Source organism: Vibrio clamense, from assembly GCF_050337905.1.
In the GTDB taxonomy this organism is placed as follows: domain Bacteria; phylum Pseudomonadota; class Gammaproteobacteria; order Enterobacterales; family Vibrionaceae; genus Vibrio; species Vibrio cortegadensis.
This window is the reverse complement of the sequence record NZ_JAKJTJ010000020.1, coordinates 539225-560921: the sequence shown is the minus strand read 5'-3', so window position 1 is coordinate 560921 and position 21697 is coordinate 539225. Positions and strand designations below refer to the sequence as shown.

Sequence of the window (21697 nt, the reverse complement as noted above, 5' to 3'; positions counted from 1 at the left end):
GAGTTATTTATGCTTAAATACAGTAAACAAACAAATAAAGAGTGCATAAAAGTTCACTTTTAATTGTGATTATCGAGCGCTTTAGTATGTCTATCTTATTGGTGTTTATTTTTGAAATGTAGACTATAGAAAATCACCCAAGCTACCGTCATTAATTAATGAGCAATGTTTTGATGTTTGCTTTCGTAAGGAGTGAATATTTTAAATAGAAATATTGGCTGCGGATGAGTAATTTTGGTGACGGAGGATTACGTAAGTTGCGGGAGCTGTATACTCAGAGCTTTATTAGTAAAGGGATAGCATCGATAGAGAAGGCGAGGGCCTATTGGGATCAATTTAGTTCAGATATGAAAAAAGCCAAGTCTTTCGACTTGGCTTTTAAAAGTGGCTCCCCTTGCAAGACTTGAACTTGCGACATACGGATTAACAGTCCGCCGTTCTACCAACTGAACTAAAGGGGAATTACTTGTGTCAGCAYTTTCATGCTAAGCAYCAAATAATGGTGCCTCGAGGCGGAATCGAACCACCGACACGAGGATTTTCAATCCTCTGCTCTACCGACTGAGCTATCGAGGCAAAAGAATGGTGCCGACTACCGGAGTCGAACTGGTGACCTACTGATTACAAGTCAGTTGCTCTACCTACTGAGCTAAGTCGGCACACTAAATTCTTTGCTTTCTTACTGATGTTTCTTGTTATTACAATCGACACCAATAAAATAAATAATGGTGCCCGGAGGCGGAATCGAACCACCGACACGAGGATTTTCAATCCTCTGCTCTACCGACTGAGCTATCCGGGCAACGGGGCGCTATTAAACTGATTTTCTGCCTTACCGTCAATAACTTTTTTAAAATAAATCGAAATTAGTTGTTGTTCGCTCTATTTTTAAGCGAGTGTGCTATTTAGGTTCCACCAGAGTTAAATTCTTTCTTGTATTTCGTTACTTTTTCTAAGTACCTGCGTGATTCTTTGTTTGGATGCTTTTTGGTTAACGCCCAGTAAACTTGATTAGGTTGCAGTGAATTGAGATCGTTCATCGCTCGTTTTCTGTTTTTGCTGAACGTATTGAGAACGCCACCGGTTCCACCGTTGTAAGCTGAGATCATGCTGTACTCTAAAGAGATGGGATGATTAACACTCTTAAGGTAACGGTTTTTTAGGATATAAAAATACGCGGTTCCAGTATCAATATTGGTCTCTGGGTTAAATAAATACTCAGGTGAAGGTTGGCCTGATTTATTTTTGACCAGCTTAAATACATCTCTGCCTGCCGTTTTGGGTACCACTTGCATAAGACCATACGCATTAGCCCAGCTAACCGCATAGGGATTGAAGCTACTTTCTGTTTTGATAATGGCATAGATCAAATCTTCTGGGATGTCGTATTTCATAGAGGCCCGACGAACAATGTCTGCGTATTTGTAGCTTCTCTTATCTGCGTGATCAGCCACCATCGGGATTTCAACATAGTAAGCTTTTTTGAAATCGACGTTTTTTACTTTGAGGTTGTTGGCAATAAGGTAATCAGCATATTTGTTGGCTCGCCATGACCATTGAATCGGTTTTTTTTCTTGATCGACAACCTGCTTATAAAGAAAAGGTTGCCCCTCTAGCTTGATGCTTTTCGATGAAAACAGGTCTACATTAGCAGGATCGTCAGGTGTAAGAAGAGTGGTAACAATCGCATTTTTTAGGTGTTGTTTAGGATCGGTAGGCGAAACCGTTTCAACAATAATTTGACCTTTGCTGAAATTAACCTCTGATCGACTGAGGTAATTGTCTATATATTTCACATAGTTACTTTTTCCAGCGATCTTTATCCCTTTACTTCCCCAGCGTTTTTCTATGTTACCTGAGAAGCTGTTGATCAGAGCATCTAGTGCTCCAGTATCTTTCTCAAATTGACCTGGTAATTCAGCAAGGTTGCCTGCAAAACGGTTAGTGGGTTCATAATTGACATCATATAAACCTTCGATGAATTCTCGGCTGCAACCAACAAGTGACATTGAAATAAAGAAATAGACTAGCTTTTTCATACGCTCCTCAAATAAAAATGACACCATGCCATAGCGTGAAAACTAGGCAATGATGTCATTATTCACATCAGATAGAAACTGAATTACTCACTCGGTGGAGTATAACCTTCGATTACGACTTCTTTTCCTTCAAAGAGAAAGTTAACCATTTCAGTTTCAAGAAGTTTTCGATGTTCAGGATCCATCATATTGAGTTTCTTTTCATTAATCAGCATCGTTTGCTTACTCTGCCATTGCGCCCAAGCTTCTTTTGAAATGCTGTCAAAAATGCGTTTACCTAAGTCGCCAGGGTAAAGTTGAAAATCCAACCCGTCAGCTTCTTTGTTTAGTCGAGCACAAAATACAGTGCGGCTCATGGTGACTCCTTAATTTATTGATGGGTATTTAATTCAAAAGGTAGGCTTTCTAATAACTGCTTTACGGGAGCGGCTAAGCCAATTTCTTCAGGTTGAGACAAGTTATACCAGAGACCTTTAGTCCCTTCCATTATCAAATTTGGTTGTTTATCTAATTTTACTAATACAGGTGTGATATCTAAGTGGTAGTGGCTGAACGTATGTCTAAACGCGATCATTGTCTTGACCGAATCGGTTTCATTGTCTTTGATTGACCGAAGATCTAACTGATGTTCGATCTCAGCGTTTTCATTTTGAGGGAAACAGAACAGTCCTCCCCAGATACCAGTTTGAGGGCGTTGTTCTAGCCATACTTGATTGTCGTGGTATAGAATCACAAACCACGTTTCTTTTATTGGCTTTTCTTTCTTAGGCTTCTTGCCTGGGAAATCGAGCTGTCTATCGAGTTTCTTAGCTTCACACATGCTTTCAATTGGGCACAACGTACATTTAGGCTTGCTACGAGTACAAACTATCGCCCCCATGTCCATCATCGCTTGGTTGTACTTATCAACGTTTTTGTTTGGAGTATGTGTCTCTGCGTGTTCCCAAAGCTGGCTCTCGACTCTCTTTTGCCCGGGCCAACCTTCTACTGCGAAGCTTCTCGCCAAGGTGCGCTTGACGTTGCCATCAAGGATCGCATGGGGGAGTTTATGAACCGAAGACAGCACGGCAGCGGCAGTAGATCGTCCAATGCCTGGTAGCGCGTTCATCTCTTCGATAGAAAGCGGAAATTCACCACCATAGTGCTCGGCAACAATCTTGGCAGCCTTATGCAAGTTTCGAGCTCGAGCGTAATAGCCCAACCCAGTCCATAAATGCAACACTTCATCTTGTTCAGCATTGGCTAAATCAATGACCGTCGGAAAACGTTCAAGGAAACGCTCATAATAGGGGATAACCGTTGTTACTTGGGTTTGTTGGAGCATGATCTCCGATAGCCAAACGGTGTAAGCGGTTTTATTTTGTTGCCATGGAAGGTTCTTCCTACCGTAGGCGTCATACCATTTCAAAATGGCGTTTGCGAATGGGGTCACGACAAGCTCGATGTTTTACTTTTATTAGGTCTAAAATTGCACCACAATTAACACTGGATGTAAAACAGACAAATTGTATGGGTATTTATCGATAGAAAGACTTGCACCAGAGGCAATTCTTTGGATAATCCCCGCTTTGATTAATCAATGTGCAGGCAAAAACCAATGAGTGAAGTGACCACTAACGAATATACTGAAGATGGCAAACTGGTTCGAAAGATCCGTAGTTTTGTTCGTCGCGAAGGCCGCTTAACAAAAGGCCAAGAGAACGCGATGAATGAATGTTGGCCAACAATGGGTATCGATTACAACCCAGAACTTCTTAACTGGAAAGAAGTATTTGGCAACGATAACCCAGTTGTACTAGAGATTGGCTTCGGTATGGGTGCATCACTGGTTGAAATGGCAAAGAACGCGCCTGAGAAAAACTTCTTGGGTATCGAAGTCCATAGCCCGGGTGTTGGTGCATGTTTAGGTACTGCTCGTGATGCGGGTGTCACCAATTTACGCGTAATGTGTCACGATGCTGTCGAAGTATTTGAACACATGATCCCAGATAGCAGCCTGCATACCCTGCAACTGTTTTTCCCTGACCCATGGCACAAAGCTCGTCACCATAAGCGTCGTATCGTTAAGGCCGAGTTTGCAGAGATGGTTCGCGGTAAGCTGCAACTTGATACTGGTATTTTCCATATGGCGACAGACTGGGAAAATTACGCAGAACACATGATTGAAGTGATGAACGTAGCTCCAGGTTTTGAGAACATCGCGGAAGATGGTGATTACATTCCTCGCCCTGACGAACGTCCTTTAACTAAATTTGAAGCACGCGGTCACAGACTTGGCCACGGTGTTTGGGATATTAAATACAAGCGCGTAAAGTAGCGCCATCGAGTAATCAATACTCGGGCTTGTAGTCCAGAATTAGAAAGCCAACATGATTGAATATGTTGGCTTTTTTGCCCTTTGAACTCTACAAATTAATAAAAATAATAGGTCGAAGATGAAGCCGACAGAACAATTGTTGACGGATATTCTAGAAGAAGTTCGTCCATTGATTGGCAAAGGGAAAGTTGCTGATTATATTCCTGCTCTTGCAAAAGTATCGAACCAGAAACTGGCAATGGCGGTCTATACCAATGATGGTGAAGTGATTAAGTCTGGTGATGCTGATGAAGCTTTTTCGATTCAATCTATTTCGAAAGCACTTAGCTTAACGCTGGCGATGGTGCTTTATAAGCCAGAAGAGATCTGGGATCGTGTTGGAAAGGAGCCTTCTGGTCAGGCGTTCAATTCGATGATCCAGCTTGAGATGGAGCAAGGTATTCCTCGCAACCCATTTATTAATGCAGGTGCTATTGTGGTGGCAGACTTGCTCAGCAGTCGCCTCTCTGCTCCGAGACAACGTTTATTAGAGTTTGCACGTCAACTGTCGGGTGACACTCATATTGTCTATGACAAGGTCGTAGCGGCTTCAGAAATGATGCATAGCGATAGAAATGCAGCCATCGCTTACTTAATGCGTGCTTTTGGTAATTTTGATAATGACGTCATTCCTGTGTTGAATAACTATTTTCATGCTTGTGCGCTCAAAATGAGTTGTGTGGATTTGGCCAAAACCTTCAGTTATCTAGCCAATAAAGGTGTTTCGGTACAAACAGGCAAACAGATTGTTACGCCAACGCAGACCAAACAGTTAAATGCGCTTTTAGCCACCTGTGGGCTTTATGATGGCGCTGGGGAGTTTGCATATCGAGTTGGTATGCCAGGTAAGTCAGGTGTCGGTGGGGGAATTATTGCGATCGTTCCAGGAGAGATGACCATTGCTGTCTGGTCTCCAGAGCTCGATCCGTCAGGAAACTCTTTGGCTGGCACTCAAGCATTAGAGCTATTTTCTGAAAAAATTGGGCGTTCGATTTTTTAATGTTAGTAGAGATGTTCCCTAGCAAAACCAAAAGAGAACAAGGTACTTATTTCATTTAGAAAGAGTACCTTGAATCAAATCGTCTCTTAATGCTTACTCTTCTGCCATAAAAGCTTCTAGAAGGTCGTTAAGGAATAATTTGCCTTTTTCAGTGATCTGCCAATGAGTCTCTGATTGGCTCAAGAACTCTTTATCAAGCGCCCAATTAATCGTTGGTTGAATGCTTGCTAAACTTAATCCCGTAGTGTTAATGAAATCCTGTTTAGGGCAAGCTTCGAGCAACCTAAAGCGGTTCATGAAAAATTCAAATGGTCGATCTTCCTTGGGTACTTCAAATTCGTCTGATAGATATGGCTTTACCATGTTCTGATAAGCGGCTAAGTAGCCTCTAGGGTGCTTAACTTTGGTGGTACGAGTAATGCGCCCATCTGCAAAACTCAGTTTACCATGAGAGCCACAGCCAATACCTAGGTAGTCACCAAAGCGCCAATAGTTGAGGTTATGCTGACACTGGTATCCCGGTTTGCTGTAGCCGGAGATTTCATATTGCACATAGCCCGCATCATTGAGTTTTTGATGCCCACGTTCGAAGATATCCCACAAATCATCATCATCAGGTAGAGTCGGTGGCTTAAAGTGGAACATCGTATTCGGTTCAATGGTGAGTTGATACCAAGATAAATGCGGCGGATTAAGCTCTATGGCTTTGTCGAGATCTAGGAGTGCTTGCTCAATAGTTTGATTGGGTAAACCGTGCATCAAATCGAGATTAAAGCTTTTCAAACCAATCTTATGTGCCAGATGAGCGGCATTGATTGCTTCATCTTTTCCATGAATTCGACCTAAGCGTTCTAGTTTCTCTTGCTCAAAGCTCTGTACCCCAATGGAGATGCGCGTGACGCCTGCTTTCTCATAACCAGCAAATCGATCTGCTTCAATAGTCCCCGGGTTGGCTTCCATTGTAATTTCAATATCAGATTTAAAGGTAATGCGCTGTTCTATGCCTTGTAACAAGCGCTGAATCTCTTCTGGCGATATGAGACTTGGAGTCCCTCCGCCAATAAAGATGGAGTGCAGAGGGCGTGGGTTGTCGTTGAGTTGATAGCGATTGATGTCGGTATCGAGATCTTCTAGCAACGCATCAATGTATTCACGTTCAGGAATTTTTGATTTCAATGCATGCGAATTAAAGTCACAGTAAGGGCATTTTTGAACGCACCATGGGATGTGAACATAAAGACTTAATGCTGGTGGAATCAAAACCGCCGAATTGGAATCTATTGCCGCTGGGTTGGTCATTATTGATTTTTCTCTAATGCTGAGAATAAAGTTTTCAATGCTTTACCACGATGCGAAAGTTGCTTCTTACGTGTTGATTCTAGCTCGGCAGATGCGCATTGATCCTCTGGTACCCAGAAAATAGGGTCATAACCAAAGCCGTTTTCACCGTGAGCTTCTTCAAGAATACTTCCTTCCCATTTGCCGTGACAAACAATCGGGGTTGGATCGTTTTCATGGCGCATCAGAACGAGTACACAGTGAAAGCGTGCGCTACGTTGCTCAGTTGGAACGCCTTTCATTTCATTAAGCAGTTTTTCAAGGTTCTGTTGATCCGTTGCGTTCTCGCCAGCAAAACGAGCTGAATAGATTCCAGGCGCACCTTTCAGGAAATCGACCTCTAAACCTGAGTCATCAGCAATCGCAGGTAGGCCCGTTGCCTTTGCTGCATGGCGAGCTTTGATGATGGCATTCTCAATAAATGTCGTGCCAGTTTCTTCGGCTTCTGAAACGTTGAATTCGCTTTGTGAGAAAACCTCAAAGCCAAATTCAGACAGAAGATCTGCCATTTCACGTACCTTGCCTTGATTTCCAGTCGCTAATACTAATTTTTTCATAATGTTTTTCGTCTGTGTATTCGATAAAAATTGAAGGTTTACTCTTCAACGTAAAATTTTTGGCTGAAACGTAAAGGGCCAGAACCCACGTTTCCAGCGTCAATATCAATCGTAAAGGTTAGATTATCTTCATGAGATATCGGAAACTCTGCAAGGTAATAAATAGCGTTACCCTCTTTGATTTCTTTAAATGATAGCGTCTTGATTTGCCCGATTAGGTTTTTGACAGAACCGCTCACTTTTGCCTGAGTCGCTGGCTTGCCAAGGGATGATTTGTCGAGCACGCTAATGTTTAAGATTGCAGAGTATCCATTACGCTTTAGCTCATAACTGCGAGCTACTTTTGGCGTTAAAAATGTCGAGTTGAATGCGACATAATGCACTTCCGCATCTTTAATGTTTTTGAATTGCCCAGCCCAACTTGGAAAGGCGAGTAGGCTTAAAAGGGCTACCGTGATCCATTTGCTCATGATGTTCTCCTTACTCATTATTTGCTCTGAATAAAATGATAAAAAGCCATCATAGGATGGCTTGAATATCAGTAGGTATTTGGCTTGGTTCGCATATTCGTATCTGCTTGTGCCGTCCTAACTCGCCTTTCTCTATGACAACTAAGCCTTTGGCTACTTTGAATTGCTTTGCAAGATATTTTGTCAGGTGGGCGTTGGCTTTACCATCCACAGGCGGAGCAGTGATCGCTATCTTTAGCTCCTCGCCATGTAACCCAACAATTTTATCTCTACTTGCTTTAGGCTGGATATAGAGCCGTAGCAAAATATCCTGCCCATCTTTCCAAGCCGCTAATGACATTATAGTTGGAACCAGACAGGGCCAATAATGTCGCCCATTAAGAAGTTAGCAAACTGAAGGCCAATAAATAGCACAAGCACGCTAAGATCAAATCCACCCATAGCCGGTAAAATACGGCGAATTGGTGCTAGCATTGGTTCTGTTAATTGATGGAATACATACTCTATTGGGCTACGACCTTGGCTTACCCAGCTTAATATTGCGCGGATAAGTAGAACCCAGAAAATCAGACCACCTGCCGCTTTCAATAGTGATAATAAACCTAAGAATAGGAAGTCGAGACTAAAACTAAACGCACCGTTAGACGCGATTAATACGAGTGCGACAAACTTAATTACACACAATACATAAGCAAAGATGACTGTAGCTAAATCAAGGCTACCAATAGATGGAATAACGCGTCTTAATGGAGCAACGATCGGTTGAGTCGCTTTCACGATAAATTGCGAAAATGGGTTATAGAAATCCGCCCGCGATGCTTGTAACCAAATACGTAAAATCACCACCATGATGTATAAATCAAAAACGGTTGATATTAGAAAACTCATTGAATTCATAAATAGCCCTTAAAACAGATAACTCGTAAAGATACGAGATTGATTAAAACAGTTTTTCCATCTCTTCAGCTCTAGATACTGCGGCTTGCATTGCTTTGGCGACCGTATCTGAAAGTTGATGTTCGTTAAATGTACGTAGTGCCTCGGCCGTGGTTCCGCCTTTTGATGTCACTTGTTCTCTTAGTGTAGAGAGTTCCGTTTCAGGATTCGCGACAACCATTTCAGCGGCACCTAAAGCCGACTGTTGGACTAAGAGTCTGGCGGTTTCTTTATCAAACCCTTGCTCAATCGCTTCAGCTTGCATTGCTTCCATAAAGAGGAAGAAATAGGCGGGAGCACTGCCAGCAGCGGCAATGATATTGTTGATACCTGATTCCTGCTCTACCCAGCATACCTCACCAACGGCACTCATTAGATCTGAAGCAAACATTTTATTTGATTCATCCACGTTGCTAGAGGCATATAAACCACTCATGCCTTTGCCGAGCAGTGATGGTGTATTTGGCATCACTCGTACAAGGTTTAGTTCCGTTGCAAGCATCTCATTGAGTCTTGTCGCTGAAATACCAGCAGCGATAGAAATCACCAGTTTATTACCATAATTGATCGCTTGAAGTGGTTTGCATACTTCTTCCATCATCTGTGGTTTTACTGATAATACGACAACATCCGCTTGAGAGGCGGCTGCAAAGTTGTCGTCTGTGGTTAGGATTTTGTAATCTTGCTCTAGCGGTTTTCGTCTGGTTTCAGACGGTGCTGTCGCGGTAATATGATCGGCTGGGTAGCCACTTGCTACTAATCCAGCAATGATTGAGCGAGCCATATTACCAGCTCCGATAAATGCAATTTTCTTATGATCCATCTATTAAAATCCTAATGTTATATCGTGCAAGCTTAGCGGTAGTCACGAGCGCCAAATAATGCGGTGCCAATTCTTACCATTGTGCTGCCTGCTTCAATGGCGGCGTCCATATCTCCGCTCATACCCATAGAGAGTGTATCTAAGCCGGAATACTGCTCTGCCAACTTATCGTTAATTTGTGTGAGTTGATTAAATGCAGCCAGTTGAGATTTGTGATCGGTCACATTGGCAGGAATTGACATCAACCCTCTTAACGTGAGGTTTGGCAAAGAAGAAATCAACTCTGCGATCTCAAATATTTCTTGCTCAGATGCGCCTGATTTAGATGCTTCACCACTGGTGTTTACTTGAATTAGCACTTGCAGTGGAGGTAAACCTTCAGGACGCTGATCGCTCAACCTCTGGGCTATTTTTGCGCGAGATACGGTGTGAACCCAGTGAAAGTTTTCTGCAATTGGTTTGGTTTTATTGGACTGGATTGGACCAATAAAGTGCCATTCAAAATTTAAATTAGAATGTTGTTCGGAAAAATGTTTTACTTTATCAACACCTTCTTGCACATAGTTTTCACCAAACCGGACTTGTCCCGCTTGCGCAGCCTCGAGGATTGCCTCTAATGGTTTAGTCTTACTTACGGCTAAAAGTTGCACAGACTCTGGAGCTCGTCCACACTTTTGCTCACAGCTTCGAATCTGTGAGGTGATATGTTTAATGTTTTGTTGAATACTATTCATAGTCGACTTTACTAAGGAAAATAAATGGATATCTCTGAATTACTGGATTTTAGTGTAAAGCATAACGCATCAGATCTACATCTTTCTGCAGGTGTTCCTCCTATGGTACGTATAGATGGCGAAGTAAGAAAGCTTGGAGTGCCAGCTTTTAGCCATGCAGATGTACATCGTTTGGTTTTTGAGATCATGAACGATGCTCAACGTAGCGAATATGAAGAAAAGCTGGAGGTCGATTTCTCATTTGAACTTCCTCAAGTTGGACGTTTTCGTGTGAATGCTTTCAATCAAGCACGCGGCTGCGCAGCTGTATTTCGTACTATTCCAGTGGAGATCCCAACATTAGAGCAGTTGGATGCACCGGAAATATTTGAAAAAATAGCTAATTATGAGAAAGGTTTAGTTTTGGTTACTGGGCCTACTGGTTCTGGTAAATCGACAACCTTGGCGGCCATGGTCGATTATGTGAATCGTCATCATAATAAGCACATATTAACCATTGAAGATCCGATTGAGTTTGTTCACACCAATAACAAAAGCTTAGTGAACCAGCGTGAGGTCCACCGTGATACCCACAGTTTTAAAAATGCCTTACGTTCAGCTTTGCGTGAAGACCCTGATGTGATCTTAGTGGGGGAGTTGCGAGACCAAGAGACGATTAGCTTAGCGTTAACCGCAGCCGAAACAGGACACTTAGTTTTTGGTACGTTGCACACCAGCTCTGCGGCGAAAACCATTGACCGTATTATTGATGTCTTCCCAGGCAGTGATAAAGATATGGTTCGTTCAATGATGTCCGAGTCATTACGTGCGGTTATTGCGCAAAAACTCTTAAAACGCATTGGTGGTGGGCGAGTTGCGTGTCATGAAATTATGATGGCAACCCCTGCAATTCGTAACTTGATCCGTGAAGATAAAGTCGCGCAAATGTACTCCATCATTCAAACCGGCGCCGCTCATGGCATGCAAACCATGGAGCAAAATTCGAAACAGCTCATTGCTCAAGGTTTGGTTGAGTTGGAAGAAGTGCAGAAAAAAATTGAAATAGAAACCTCACTGTTTTAAATAATTGACCTCCCCATTTAGCGTTAGAAGAGACGAGTACAATCATGGAATTAAATCAAATCCTCGCGGGGATGAATGAAGAAAAAGCATCGGATCTTTATATTACTGTCGGTGCTCCTATTCTCTTTCGTATTGATGGGGAGCTAAGACCACAAGGTGAAAAGCTATCAGAAGATCAGGTAACAAGCTTACTTGATGCGATGATGGATGCCGATCGTCAGAATGAGTTTCGCCAATCCCGTGAGTCAAACTTTGCGATTATGAGAGATTTTGGGCGTTTTCGTGTGAGTGCGTTTTTCCAACGAGAGCTGCCAGGTGCGGTGGTTCGTCGTATTGAAACGGTGATCCCGACGTTTGATCAATTGAAATTGCCCGTTGTATTACAAGACCTTGCGATTGCAAAACGTGGACTTGTGCTGGTGGTTGGTGCGACTGGTTCGGGTAAATCGACATCAATGGCTGCGATGACAGGTTATCGCAATAGCAATCGGTCGGGACATATTTTAACGGTAGAAGATCCGATTGAATTCGTGCATGAACATCAGCGTTGTATTGTGACGCAGCGTGAAGTTGGCTTAGACACGGATAGCTATGAAGTGGCATTGAAAAACTCACTGCGTCAGGCACCAGATATGATCCTAATTGGTGAAATTCGTAACCGAGAAACTATGGAATACGCGATGACGTTTGCTGAAACCGGACATCTTTGTATGGCGACCTTGCATGCAAATAACGCTAACCAAGCCTTAGAACGCATTTTGCACTTAGTACCGAAAGAGCAAAAAGAGCAGTTCCTATTTGATCTTTCTATGAACTTGAAAGGTATTGTGGCTCAGCAACTGATTCGAGATAAAAACGGAAAAGGTCGTCATGGGGTATTTGAGATCTTGCTTAATAGCCCAAGGATCTCGGATTTGATCCGCCGAGGTGATCTACATGAGTTAAAAGCGACAATGGCGAAATCACAAGAGATCGGAATGCAGACCTTTGATCAATCACTTTATAAGTTGGTCACGGAAGGGAAGATCAATGAAGAAGATGCACTTCATAGCGCTGATTCAGCGAACGACCTACGTTTAATGCTGAAAACACAGTCCAAAACAGATTCTGACAGTGGCAGCTTAAGTGGCATAAAAATCGAAATGGATTAATGGTTAAGGCCGGGGATTTGCTGTAGTCATTGAATTCAATTAAATAAGTTCTAGTGGGGAAATCCGCTAGAACTTATTTTTTACTGATGAGTTTTATCCAAAGAGTGAGGGTTACTCACCCCACTGAGCTTCAAACCAACTCTCTAGAATGACAACCGCAGATTGGCAGTCGATATTGCCTTTGCTTAACGCTTTGTATCCACCCATCTCAAATAGTTCTTCACGAGCTGTAGTGGTTGAAAGTCGTTCATCATGCAGTTCGACTGTATAACCGAACCGGCCATGAATTCGATTGGCAAATTTCTTCGCTCTAGCGGTGATCACTTCGAGGTCTTTGCCATTTAAATCAGTCGGAAGCCCGACCACGATAAGATCTGGTTGCCACTCTTTCAGCATTTTTTCGATATCATCCCAGTTAGGGATACCATCTTTAGCTTTAAAGGCTTTTAATGGGTTTGCGGTGCCTGTAATTTCTTGTCCAATGGCACTACCAATGCTTTTTGTGCCGTAATCGAAAGCGATAATTGAACGTGATTTTGTGTTGCTCATGCGTGTCCTGCTTGGGATGACAGTTGAGCAGCATCAATGCCGAGCATTTGCACTGCTTTTTGCCATCGTTCGTTAATAGGTGTTTCAAAAATGACGCTTGGATCGGCTTCAATAGTTAGCCATGAATTATCCGCAAGTTCGACTTCTAATTGACCCGGTTCCCAACCTGAGTAGCCCAAAGCAACTAAGTAGTTATTTGGCTCAGCTTCGGTTCCCAATACATTAAGAATGTCTTTAGAAGTTGTGACCGAGATTTTCTCCGTCATTTGAATGCTTGATTCATAGCTATCTTTGGGTTCGTGTAAAATAAACCCGCGATCTTCAGATACTGGCCCACCATTAAGTACTGGTTTCTCTAAACTCTCTACGTTTAATTGTGGGTGGATGTTATCCACATCAACTTGTTTCAACATTTTCCCTACAGTGACATCGATAGGAGCATTAATGATTAACCCCATTGCTCCCTCTTCATTATGTTCGCACAAGTAGATCACCGTACGTTTAAAGTAGGGGTCTTGCATTCCGGGCATTGCCACAAGAAAGTGATTGGTTAGGTCCATAACGATTCCTGTATCAAAGGGAAGAGAGTTAGGCAGTATATGTACTGCCTAAATTGAGTTATGCGTTAATTCGGCGTTCAATGGCATCCATTAATTTACCTGTAATTGAGATATCAAAAGCGGCTTCGATCTCTTTAATACAAGTAGGACTTGTGACATTAATTTCAGTCAATTTATCGCCAATAACATCTAAGCCAACAAAAATTAAGCCTTTCTCTTTTAACGTTGGAGCGACTGCTTGTGCAATCTTAAGGTCGGTTTCACTCAGTGGGCGTGCTTCACCTCTACCGCCTGCTGCTAAATTCCCACGAGTTTCCCCTTTAGCTGGAATTCTTGCTAAGCAGTATGGCATTGGCTCACCATCGACGACTAAAATACGCTTATCACCGTTGCTGATATCAGGAACAAAGGTTTGCGCCATGCAGTAGTTTTGTCCATGGTTCGTCAGTGTTTCAATGATCACTGATACGTTTGGATCGCCCGCTTTTACACGGAAAATGGACGCACCACCCATTCCATCTAGCGGTTTAAGGATAACATCGCCGTGCTCTTCTCTAAATGCTTTAATCTTCTCTGCTTTACGCGTCACTATGGTGGTCGGCGTTAGTTCAGGGAACCATGCGGTGAACAACTTCTCATTACAATCACGTAGGCTTTGTGGTTTGTTGACAATGAGAGCACCATTTTCTTCAGCACGTTCAAGAATGTAAGTCGCGTAAATGTATTCAGTATCAAAAGGAGGATCTTTACGCATTAGCACGGCATCAAGATCAGATAAAGCGATGGTTTGCTCTGACTTAAATTCGTACCAATCGTTTGGATCTTCTTTTAGCTCAACGACTTTTGTATCAGCAATGGCGACGCCTTGATCTAAGTGTAGATCATCCATCTCCATATAGTGAATTTCATAGCCGCGACGCTGTGCTTCAAGCATCATGGCAAAGCTAGAGTCTTTTTTGATATTAATGGATGAAATAGGATCCATTACGATGCCAAGTTTGATCATTGTTATTCTCCAGTTAGCCTAGATCGCCGAAACGAACTTGTAAGGCTGTGATAGCGGTAAGCGCGGCAGTTTCGGTACGAAGTACTCGTGGGCCAAGCAAAGTTTCTTCAAATTTGTATTGTTCTGTCATGCTGATCTCTTCAGCTGATAAGCCGCCTTCTGGGCCGATAAGCAGACGAACTTTCTCTACAGGTTCAGGAAGTGTATTGATTGAATATTTTGCTCTAGGATGAAGGTTTAACTTTAGAGCATCGCTATTTTCAGCACACCAAGCTTCAAGTTGCATGATTGGGCGAATGGTTGGGACGATATTACGCCCTGATTGTTCGCAAGCTGCGATAGCAATTTTCTGCCATTGAGCCAGTTTCTTCTCAAATCGTTTCGTGTCAAGTTTTACGCCACAACGTTCCGAGATCAGTGGAGTAATGGTATTAACACCAAGTTCAACCGACTTTTGAATGGTGAATTCCATTTTATCACCACGTGATACCACTTGACCTAAATGTAGGTTGAGAGGGGATTCTGAGCTGCGTTCAACACGGCTAGTGACTTCTACATCAACATGTTTCTTGCTTACTTGAGTGATAACTGCGGGAAATTCAGCGTTACTTCCATCAAATAAAAGTACCTCTTGGCCTTCCTTCATTCGTAATACGCGGCCAATATGACCCGCTGCATCTTCACAAAGTGCAATTGTGCCTAGCCCATGGATGAGTTCTGGGCGATAAATTCGAGGGACTCTCATTATGATAAACCTATAAATGCTTTATTTTTGGATACGATATCTCAGCCTAACATGGATGCTAGTCAGTGAAAAAACAAGTCTCTCTTTATAATTTAGAATGAGTTCTTATGGCTTTACACCATAAGAACGAGGTGAGTTTATTGACAAGCTTGAACAACAAATGGATTGTGGTTCTTTTGGATTTTAGAGATGCGCTTATCTCGCTCACATTCCCATTCATCTGGCGGGAAACTCTTATTCCACGCCGTCATCAATTGAGTTTGTTGCTTTGACAGCTTAAAGCCATACTCTTGACTCATGTATAAGTAAGTCCGAGCAATCGATCCTTTTGCTCTGTCAGGGGGCATCACTTTACGCTGCTTAAAGTTAACCTGCATTTCACACTGCCCATAACTTACGCCATTAACGCCATTCCACTGGCTAAAGTTATAGTTAGAACGATCACCGTTTACTTCACCAATCGCAGGGGTAAGGTTGTGAAGATCGGCTTCCATTGATTTGAATATCTTGTCATTTTTGGTGCAATTCTTTCGCCCACCAGTTTGCCAACACTGGCGCTGGTGGCCAAACTGCCATGCTGGAACGACATGCTCCCACTCGATTCGGCTGGCTCTTTTTTGTTGCTTACGAACTTGGTATCCGCATGCCTTTAAATCAGGGACCCCTTTCTTTTTATTTTTCCAAGTAATATCGCATCCACAGTAGAAGCTAGTTGGATGATCTAAATAGATCTTAACCGCTTCTCTTTTGGCTTTTGAAAATGAAGAAGGAGGGGCAGATAGAGCGATGGAAGGGATTAGCCCTACAGCTGCGATCATTAATACAAGAGTTTTCATAATAAAAGACTGGTAAAAGTATGATAAATACCAGTCTACCACTCAAATGATAAAAGTCTCTATTACATAATTCTCATTAGGGTTCATGCAGAGAAAATATGGACCTCCGATAAATAACGATATTTTTGTCGCATTAACTGAGCTGTTTACCGCTATAGGTGAGCGTCTGTTTACACTGCTGACAACGGTACGTTGCTTGGTTTCGAATGACTTTATTGTGTCGGCGTATCGTTAAAGGGTAACTGGAACAGCCGCATTGATATTCGAAAGTCTTGCCTTGCACAGAGGTGACAGTAAAAGAGTGAGTTGTGTTGGCGGGGATATTAAATACGGAATTCATCACGCCTTGCCACTCTTTCCCGTGCGGGCGAACTCGACCATACACTTGATAGGTGATGAGGTGAGCGACTTCGTGAGGAATCACTTCATCTAGAAACGCTTGTTGGTTCTCTTTGAAAAGAATCGGGTTAATACGAATTTCATTAAGTTGAAGGTAGGCTTTTCCTGCGGCTTTTCCTCTTAATTGAAAGCTTATTTTTGGCATAGTAAAAGGTTGCTGGAAGGCTTTGCTCGCAATGCTAATACACTCGGCTAATTTTTTCGTTGCTGAGTAAGTGAGTTCGTTGTGTTGCAAAATATTCCCCATAAAAAAAGGCCTTAGTGCCGAAGCTAAGGCCAAATACTATCATCTTTGGGGTTTAATACTGGAGACCTATAGATGATGTTTTTTCTTAATTGTCGCGTGATAGGCATGCCATGTTCCATATCCTAAAATAGGCATAGTAAATAGCATTCCAAAACCGTAGGTGGCAAAACCGATAAGGATGCCACCACAAATAATCGCAGCCCATACGATCATCGCTGGTATATTGGATTTGACCGCATTGAAGCTAGAGAAAATGGCACTCATCATATCCACTCGGCGTTCCATCATTAGCGGGATAGAAAACGCAGAGATACTGAAAACGACACTGGCGAGTACAAAGCCAACTGCAGATCCAATAATGAGGAAAGGAGCAAACTCAGCAATTGGCGCACCTTGAACTGAAGGGTATAGCGCATAAAGTAGTGCGGCGATACGCATCCAGAAAATCATGGCAACGGCGAGTAATATTGCAAATGCCCATTGAGCGGTTGAATTTCGACGGATAGCTTTCATGGAGTGAAATAGACTTGCATCGTGCCCTTTTTCTCGCTCCCAACTAGCATCATAAAGCCCAAGAGCTAAGAATGGACCAATGAGCATATAGACAACTAAACTCGGCATCACCACAAGATGGGTCCCTTGCCATTGTACTAATTGAACAATCGCAATCGCGGCAGCCATAAAACATAAGCCGTAAAACGCGCTAATGATGGGCATTCGAATAAAGTCATGCAAGCCAAGAGATAACCAATGAAAGGGGGCGGAAACACTGAGTTGGTTACATGGAATGGTACGAGCATATTCGCTGTTCTTGACGTGATGCTTTTTATTTTCAAAGTCTGAGTTATGTACTGTTCGAGGCATAAATCCTCCCTGATTTAAGACGAATCTTAGTTAATTGAATCAATGACTATGATTTTTTAAGCGTCTATTTTTCAGCTAACGTCTAATAAACTGATAATGATAACGACTTAAGTTTCTCATTAACTATTGTCACTGATACTGCAAAATACAAATTTTAGACAGGATAAAGATGGGTTTATTTTTTTTGGCTGGAGCTATGTAGCAAAGGGATGTGTTGCTTATGCGGAATTTTACTCAAAGATTCTGATAGTTATAATTAGACCTACAAATAACAAGGTTTAATCTGGTTCCGTAAATAAAAAAGCTCCCATTTAATAATGAGAGCTTTCTATTAGTTAACTGATAACGATTTGTTAGCAGAAACTAGTTGTTACCAGACGCTAAGGTGTGAATGCTTATTTCAGACCTGCGAATGCTGCAAGCGTGTCTGCTTTATCCGTTGCTTCCCATGGGAATTCTTCACGACCAAAGTGGCCGTATGCTGCCGTCTTCTTGTAGATAGGCTGAAGAAGGTTAAGCATTTCTTGTAGACCGTATGGGCGTAGGTCGAAGTGTTGACGAACCGCTTCAATGATGATGTCGTGAGATACTTTTTCAGTACCGAACGTTTCAACCATGATTGATGTTGGATCTGCAACACCGATCGCGTATGAAAGTTGGATTTCACAACGGTCAGCCATGCCTGCTGCTACGATGTTTTTCGCTACGTAACGTGCTGCGTATGCTGCTGAACGGTCAACTTTTGATGGATCTTTGCCAGAGAATGCACCGCCACCGTGACGAGCTGCGCCGCCGTAGGTATCTACGATGATCTTACGACCAGTTAGGCCACAGTCACCCATTGGGCCACCAATTACGAAACGACCTGTTGGGTTAATGAAGAAGTTAGTGTCTTTATTTAACCATTCAGTTGGAAGCACTGGCTTGATGATCTCTTCCATAACGGCTTCACGAAGATCCGCTGTTGTTACTGAATCACAGTGTTGAGTAGAAAGAACGACAGCATCGATACCGACAATCTTACCTTGGTCATACTGGAAGGTTACTTGAGATTTCGCATCTGGGCGAAGGAAGTCCAGTTTGCCGCTCTTACGTACTTCAGCTTGTTTTTGAACAAGTAGGTGAGAGTAAGTAATTGGAGCAGGCATAAGGATTGGTGTTTCGTTTGTTGCGTAACCAAACATGATGCCTTGGTCGCCAGCGCCTTGATCTTTAGGATCCGCTTTATCAACACCTTGGTTGATGTCTGGAGACTGTTTACCAATCGTGTTTAGTACTGCACAAGAGTTAGCATCGAAGCCCATATCTGAATGCACGTAACCAATTTCACGTACTGTTTCACGAGTGATCTCTTCGATATCAACCCACGCTGAAGTGGTTACTTCACCGCCAACCATAACCATGCCAGTTTTAACGTAAGTTTCACAAGCTACGCGCGCTTTTGGGTCTTGCTCTAAAATTGCATCTAGAACCGCATCTGAGATTTGGTCTGCAATTTTATCTGGATGACCTTCTGATACAGATTCAGAGGTGAACAGGTGCTTAGCCATGAGAGCTCCACTTTCAATTAGTTAGGTTGAGAGTATTAACAACTCACAACGAATAAATAGGGTATATTTTGTAGGTGTTTCTACATCTAGACGGCTATTCTAAATTTCATAGCTATAATTACAAGTTATTTCTGCACTATCTTATTACTTCAAATTATGGACGGTAGAAAAAAACATCAAACCAATCGTTTGCTTTTTATAGGCGCTAAATGCCTGTCAATTAGAACAAATGTAAAAAAAGAGTCGAAAAGTGCAATAAAACCATCAGTAAAACGTTTGCAGTAGGGTAGGTGCTTTGAGACAATACGCGCCGCTGGATCCGTGTGATGGTTCAGCCCCCTAATTTATTTTTTACTCGCTTATGTATTCAGGAGCAGACATGCCTTCTCGTAAAGATCTAGCCAATGCAATCCGTGCACTCAGCATGGACGGTGTTCAACAAGCAAATTCAGGCCACCCAGGCGCACCTATGGGTATGGCTGACATCGCTGAAGTTCTTTGGCGTGGTCACTTGAACCACAACCCACAAAACCCTGAGTGGGCAGATCGCGACCGTTTTATTCTTTCGAACGGCCACGGTTCAATGCTTATTTACTCTCTGCTTCACCTTGCAGGTTACGAGTTATCGATTGAAGATCTTAAAAACTTCCGTCAGCTACACTCTAAAACGCCAGGTCATCCAGAGTATGGTTACGCTCCAGGTATCGAAACAACAACGGGTCCTCTAGGTCAAGGCATTACCAATGCGGTTGGCATGGCAATGGCTGAAAAAGCACTGGCTGCACAATTCAACAAAGAAGGCCACGACATCGTTGATCACTTCACTTATGCGTTCATGGGTGATGGTTGTCTGATGGAAGGTATCTCTCACGAAGCATGTTCTTTAGCGGGTACGCTTGGTCTTGGTAAGCTGGTTGCTTTCTGGGATGACAACGGTATCTCTATCGATGGCGAAGTTGAAGGTTGGTTCTCTGACGATACTCCTAAGCGTTTTGAAGCTTACGGCTGGCACGTAATTCCAGCAGTAGATGGTCACGATGCTGACGCAATCAATGCTGCAATTGAAGCGGCTAAAGCGGATCCTCGTCCTACTCTTATTTGTACTAAGACTGTGATCGGTTTTGGTTCTCCAAATAAAGCGGGCACGCACGACTGTCACGGTGCTCCACTAGGTGCTGACGAAATTGCAGCAACTAAGAAAGCTCTTGGTTGGGAACACGGTGCATTTGAAATTCCAGCAGATATTGCAGCGGAATGGAACGCACAAGAAGCAGGCGCAGCAAAAGAAGCGGCTTGGAATGCGAAATTTGACGCTTACGCAGCGGCATACCCTGAACTAGCGGCTGAATTTAAGCGTCGTACTGCTGGTGATTTACCTGCTGAGTGGGAAGAAAAAGCAAATGCAATTATTGCTGACCTTCAAGCTAACCCAGCAAATATCGCTTCACGTAAAGCCTCTCAAAATGCTCTAGAAGCGTTTGGTCAAATGCTTCCAGAATTCATGGGTGGCTCTGCTGACCTTGCGCCTTCTAACCTAACAATGTGGTCTGGTTCTAAGTCTTTAACGGCTGATGATTTTGCTGGTAACTACATTCACTACGGTGTGCGTGAGTTTGGTATGACAGCAATCATGAACGGTATTGCTCTGCACGGTGGTTTCGTACCATACGGCGCAACATTCCTAATGTTCATGGAATACGCACGTAACGCAATGCGTATGGCTGCGCTGATGAAAGTGCAAAATATCCAAGTTTATACCCATGACTCTATCGGTCTTGGCGAAGATGGCCCAACTCACCAACCTGTTGAGCAGATCGCGTCTCTACGTTTAACACCAAACATGAGCACATGGCGTCCATGTGACCAAGTTGAATCAGCGGTTTCTTGGAAGCTAGCAATTGAACGTAAAGATGGCCCTTCAGCGCTTATTTTCTCTCGTCAAAACCTTGCACAACAAGATCGTGACGCAGAGCAACTAGCAAATATTGCTAAGGGTGGTTACATCCTAAAAGATTGCGCTGGTCAACCTGAGCTTATTCTTATCGCTACTGGTTCAGAAGTTGAACTAGCAGTAGAAGCTGCCGCTCAACTGACGGCTGAAGGTAAATCTGTACGTGTTGTTTCAATGCCATCAACAGATACATTTGATAAGCAAGATGCAGCGTACCGTGAAGCAGTTCTACCATCATCGGTAACTAAACGTATTGCAGTTGAAGCTGGTATAGCTGATTTCTGGCACAAATACGTTGGTTTCGGTGGCAAGATCATCGGTATGACAACGTTCGGCGAATCAGCTCCGGCTGGTGAACTGTTCAAAATGTTCGGTTTCACTACTGAAAACGTAGTAAACACAGCAAAAGAACTGCTTGCTTAATTAAGCGGTTTGGTTTGGTGTCATGTATCGAATCAAACAGTGTGGTTTGAGTGATTAGAATCTAAAGCCCTCTCTTTTATTAGAGAGGGCTTTTTTATTGG

Annotated in this window: 23 protein-coding genes and 4 tRNA genes; 5 read left to right on the top strand and 22 right to left on the bottom strand. The window is 42.9% G+C overall.

Going from position 1 to position 21697, the window contains the following annotated elements; translation table 11 throughout:
• Positions 1-385: 385 nt before the first annotated feature.
• The 7 genes from L4C39_RS07695 to mutY all read right to left on the bottom strand — a co-directional run bounded on the left by L4C39_RS07695 (position 386) and on the right by mutY (position 3471).
• Positions 386-461, bottom strand: a tRNA-Asn gene (locus L4C39_RS07695).
• Between the two features lie 39 nt (positions 462-500).
• A tRNA-Phe gene (locus tag L4C39_RS07690) sits at positions 501-576 on the bottom strand.
• 7 nt (positions 577-583) lie between these two features.
• Positions 584-659: transfer RNA gene (locus L4C39_RS07685), tRNA-Thr, on the bottom strand.
• Positions 660-726: 67 nt separating this feature from the next.
• Positions 727-802: transfer RNA gene (locus tag L4C39_RS07680), tRNA-Phe, on the bottom strand.
• A gap of 103 nt (positions 803-905) precedes the next feature.
• The gene (gene mltC / locus L4C39_RS07675; protein WP_017052516.1) at positions 906-2039 is read right to left on the bottom strand and encodes a membrane-bound lytic murein transglycosylase MltC; all 1134 of its coding nucleotides are present in this window, start codon (positions 2037-2039) and stop codon (positions 906-908) included.
• Between the two features lie 83 nt (positions 2040-2122).
• Positions 2123-2395 (bottom strand): oxidative damage protection protein, encoded by a 273-nt coding sequence (locus tag L4C39_RS07670; RefSeq protein ID WP_017052517.1) that lies wholly within the window; start codon positions 2393-2395, stop codon positions 2123-2125.
• A gap of 14 nt (positions 2396-2409) precedes the next feature.
• The gene (mutY, locus tag L4C39_RS07665; RefSeq protein ID WP_429745238.1) at positions 2410-3471 is read right to left on the bottom strand and encodes an A/G-specific adenine glycosylase; all 1062 of its coding nucleotides are present in this window, start codon (positions 3469-3471) and stop codon (positions 2410-2412) included.
• A 165-nt stretch (positions 3472-3636) separates the two neighbouring features.
• Here mutY and trmB point away from each other — a divergent pair, with 165 nt between their 5' ends.
• Both trmB and glsB read left to right on the top strand, forming a co-directional pair.
• On the top strand, positions 3637-4356 hold the full coding sequence (trmB, locus tag L4C39_RS07660; RefSeq protein ID WP_017054699.1) for a tRNA (guanosine(46)-N7)-methyltransferase TrmB: 720 nt from the start codon (positions 3637-3639) through the stop codon (positions 4354-4356).
• A 118-nt stretch (positions 4357-4474) separates the two neighbouring features.
• Positions 4475-5395 (top strand): glutaminase B, encoded by a 921-nt coding sequence (gene glsB / locus L4C39_RS07655; RefSeq protein ID WP_017054698.1) that lies wholly within the window; start codon positions 4475-4477, stop codon positions 5393-5395.
• Positions 5396-5488: 93 nt separating this feature from the next.
• Here glsB and hemW read toward each other — a convergent pair whose 3' ends face one another.
• Genes hemW through L4C39_RS07620 form a run of 7 tightly spaced genes read right to left on the bottom strand, consistent with a single transcriptional unit; the run spans position 5489 to position 10253 of the window.
• Positions 5489-6694 (bottom strand): radical SAM family heme chaperone HemW, encoded by a 1206-nt coding sequence (gene hemW / locus L4C39_RS07650; RefSeq protein WP_171757187.1) that lies wholly within the window; start codon positions 6692-6694, stop codon positions 5489-5491.
• Positions 6694-7290: an XTP/dITP diphosphatase gene (locus L4C39_RS07645; RefSeq protein ID WP_017054696.1), complete on the bottom strand. Its 597-nt coding sequence runs from the start codon at positions 7288-7290 to the stop codon at positions 6694-6696. Before L4C39_RS07645 ends, hemW begins: the two co-directional genes overlap by 1 nt.
• A 38-nt stretch (positions 7291-7328) precedes the next feature.
• Positions 7329-7760, bottom strand: coding sequence for a DUF4426 domain-containing protein (locus L4C39_RS07640; protein WP_136995797.1), 432 nt, complete (start codon positions 7758-7760; stop codon positions 7329-7331).
• A gap of 49 nt (positions 7761-7809) precedes the next feature.
• Entirely contained in the window at positions 7810-8100 is a 291-nt protein-coding gene (yggU, locus tag L4C39_RS07635) for a DUF167 family protein YggU (protein WP_017054694.1), read from the bottom strand.
• Positions 8100-8657: a YggT family protein gene (locus L4C39_RS07630; RefSeq protein WP_113795758.1), complete on the bottom strand. Its 558-nt coding sequence runs from the start codon at positions 8655-8657 to the stop codon at positions 8100-8102. The genes yggU and L4C39_RS07630 overlap by 1 nt, the downstream gene beginning before the upstream one ends.
• Positions 8658-8700: 43 nt before the next feature.
• Positions 8701-9519 carry a pyrroline-5-carboxylate reductase gene (gene proC, locus L4C39_RS07625; protein WP_171757184.1) on the bottom strand — a complete coding sequence of 273 codons (819 nt, stop codon included), beginning with the start codon at positions 9517-9519 and terminating at the stop codon, positions 8701-8703.
• Positions 9520-9551: 32 nt separating this feature from the next.
• Complete coding sequence (locus tag L4C39_RS07620) at positions 9552-10253, bottom strand: YggS family pyridoxal phosphate-dependent enzyme (RefSeq protein ID WP_429745232.1); 702 nt, start codon at positions 10251-10253, stop codon at positions 9552-9554.
• Positions 10254-10277: 24 nt separating this feature from the next.
• On the opposite strand from L4C39_RS07620, the gene L4C39_RS07615 reads away from it, so the two are divergent.
• On the top strand, positions 10278-11315 hold the full coding sequence (locus tag L4C39_RS07615; RefSeq protein ID WP_017054690.1) for a type IV pilus twitching motility protein PilT: 1038 nt from the start codon (positions 10278-10280) through the stop codon (positions 11313-11315).
• 44 nt (positions 11316-11359) lie between these two features.
• Positions 11360-12466 carry a PilT/PilU family type 4a pilus ATPase gene (locus tag L4C39_RS07610; RefSeq protein ID WP_429745231.1) on the top strand — a complete coding sequence of 369 codons (1107 nt, stop codon included), beginning with the start codon at positions 11360-11362 and terminating at the stop codon, positions 12464-12466.
• A gap of 111 nt (positions 12467-12577) precedes the next feature.
• Here the strand turns inward: L4C39_RS07610 and ruvX are convergent, their stop codons facing one another.
• The 8 genes from ruvX to metK form a co-directional block, all read right to left on the bottom strand.
• The gene (gene ruvX / locus L4C39_RS07605; RefSeq protein ID WP_113795762.1) at positions 12578-13015 is read right to left on the bottom strand and encodes a Holliday junction resolvase RuvX; all 438 of its coding nucleotides are present in this window, start codon (positions 13013-13015) and stop codon (positions 12578-12580) included.
• The gene (locus L4C39_RS07600; RefSeq protein WP_017054687.1) at positions 13012-13575 is read right to left on the bottom strand and encodes a YqgE/AlgH family protein; all 564 of its coding nucleotides are present in this window, start codon (positions 13573-13575) and stop codon (positions 13012-13014) included. Before L4C39_RS07600 ends, ruvX begins: the two co-directional genes overlap by 4 nt.
• A gap of 58 nt (positions 13576-13633) precedes the next feature.
• Positions 13634-14581, bottom strand: coding sequence for a glutathione synthase (gene gshB / locus L4C39_RS07595; RefSeq protein WP_017054686.1), 948 nt, complete (start codon positions 14579-14581; stop codon positions 13634-13636).
• Between the two features lie 13 nt (positions 14582-14594).
• Positions 14595-15326, bottom strand: coding sequence for a 16S rRNA (uracil(1498)-N(3))-methyltransferase (gene rsmE, locus L4C39_RS07590; protein WP_429745229.1), 732 nt, complete (start codon positions 15324-15326; stop codon positions 14595-14597).
• 137 nt (positions 15327-15463) lie between these two features.
• A complete protein-coding gene (locus L4C39_RS07585) occupies positions 15464-16162 on the bottom strand; it encodes an endonuclease (protein ID WP_029203573.1) in 699 nt (232 codons plus the stop codon).
• Between the two features lie 133 nt (positions 16163-16295).
• On the bottom strand, positions 16296-16808 hold the full coding sequence (locus L4C39_RS07580) for a SprT family zinc-dependent metalloprotease (protein ID WP_017054683.1): 513 nt from the start codon (positions 16806-16808) through the stop codon (positions 16296-16298).
• Positions 16809-16874: 66 nt separating this feature from the next.
• Positions 16875-17672 carry a DUF2189 domain-containing protein gene (locus tag L4C39_RS07575; protein WP_017054682.1) on the bottom strand — a complete coding sequence of 266 codons (798 nt, stop codon included), beginning with the start codon at positions 17670-17672 and terminating at the stop codon, positions 16875-16877.
• Between the two features lie 395 nt (positions 17673-18067).
• Positions 18068-19222, bottom strand: a complete 1155-nt coding sequence (metK, locus tag L4C39_RS07570) for a methionine adenosyltransferase (protein WP_017054681.1) — start codon at positions 19220-19222, stop codon at positions 18068-18070.
• Between the two features lie 379 nt (positions 19223-19601).
• Between metK and tkt the strand changes: the two genes are divergently transcribed.
• Positions 19602-21596 (top strand): transketolase, encoded by a 1995-nt coding sequence (gene tkt, locus L4C39_RS07565; RefSeq protein ID WP_371712328.1) that lies wholly within the window; start codon positions 19602-19604, stop codon positions 21594-21596.
• Positions 21597-21697 lie beyond the last annotated feature (101 nt).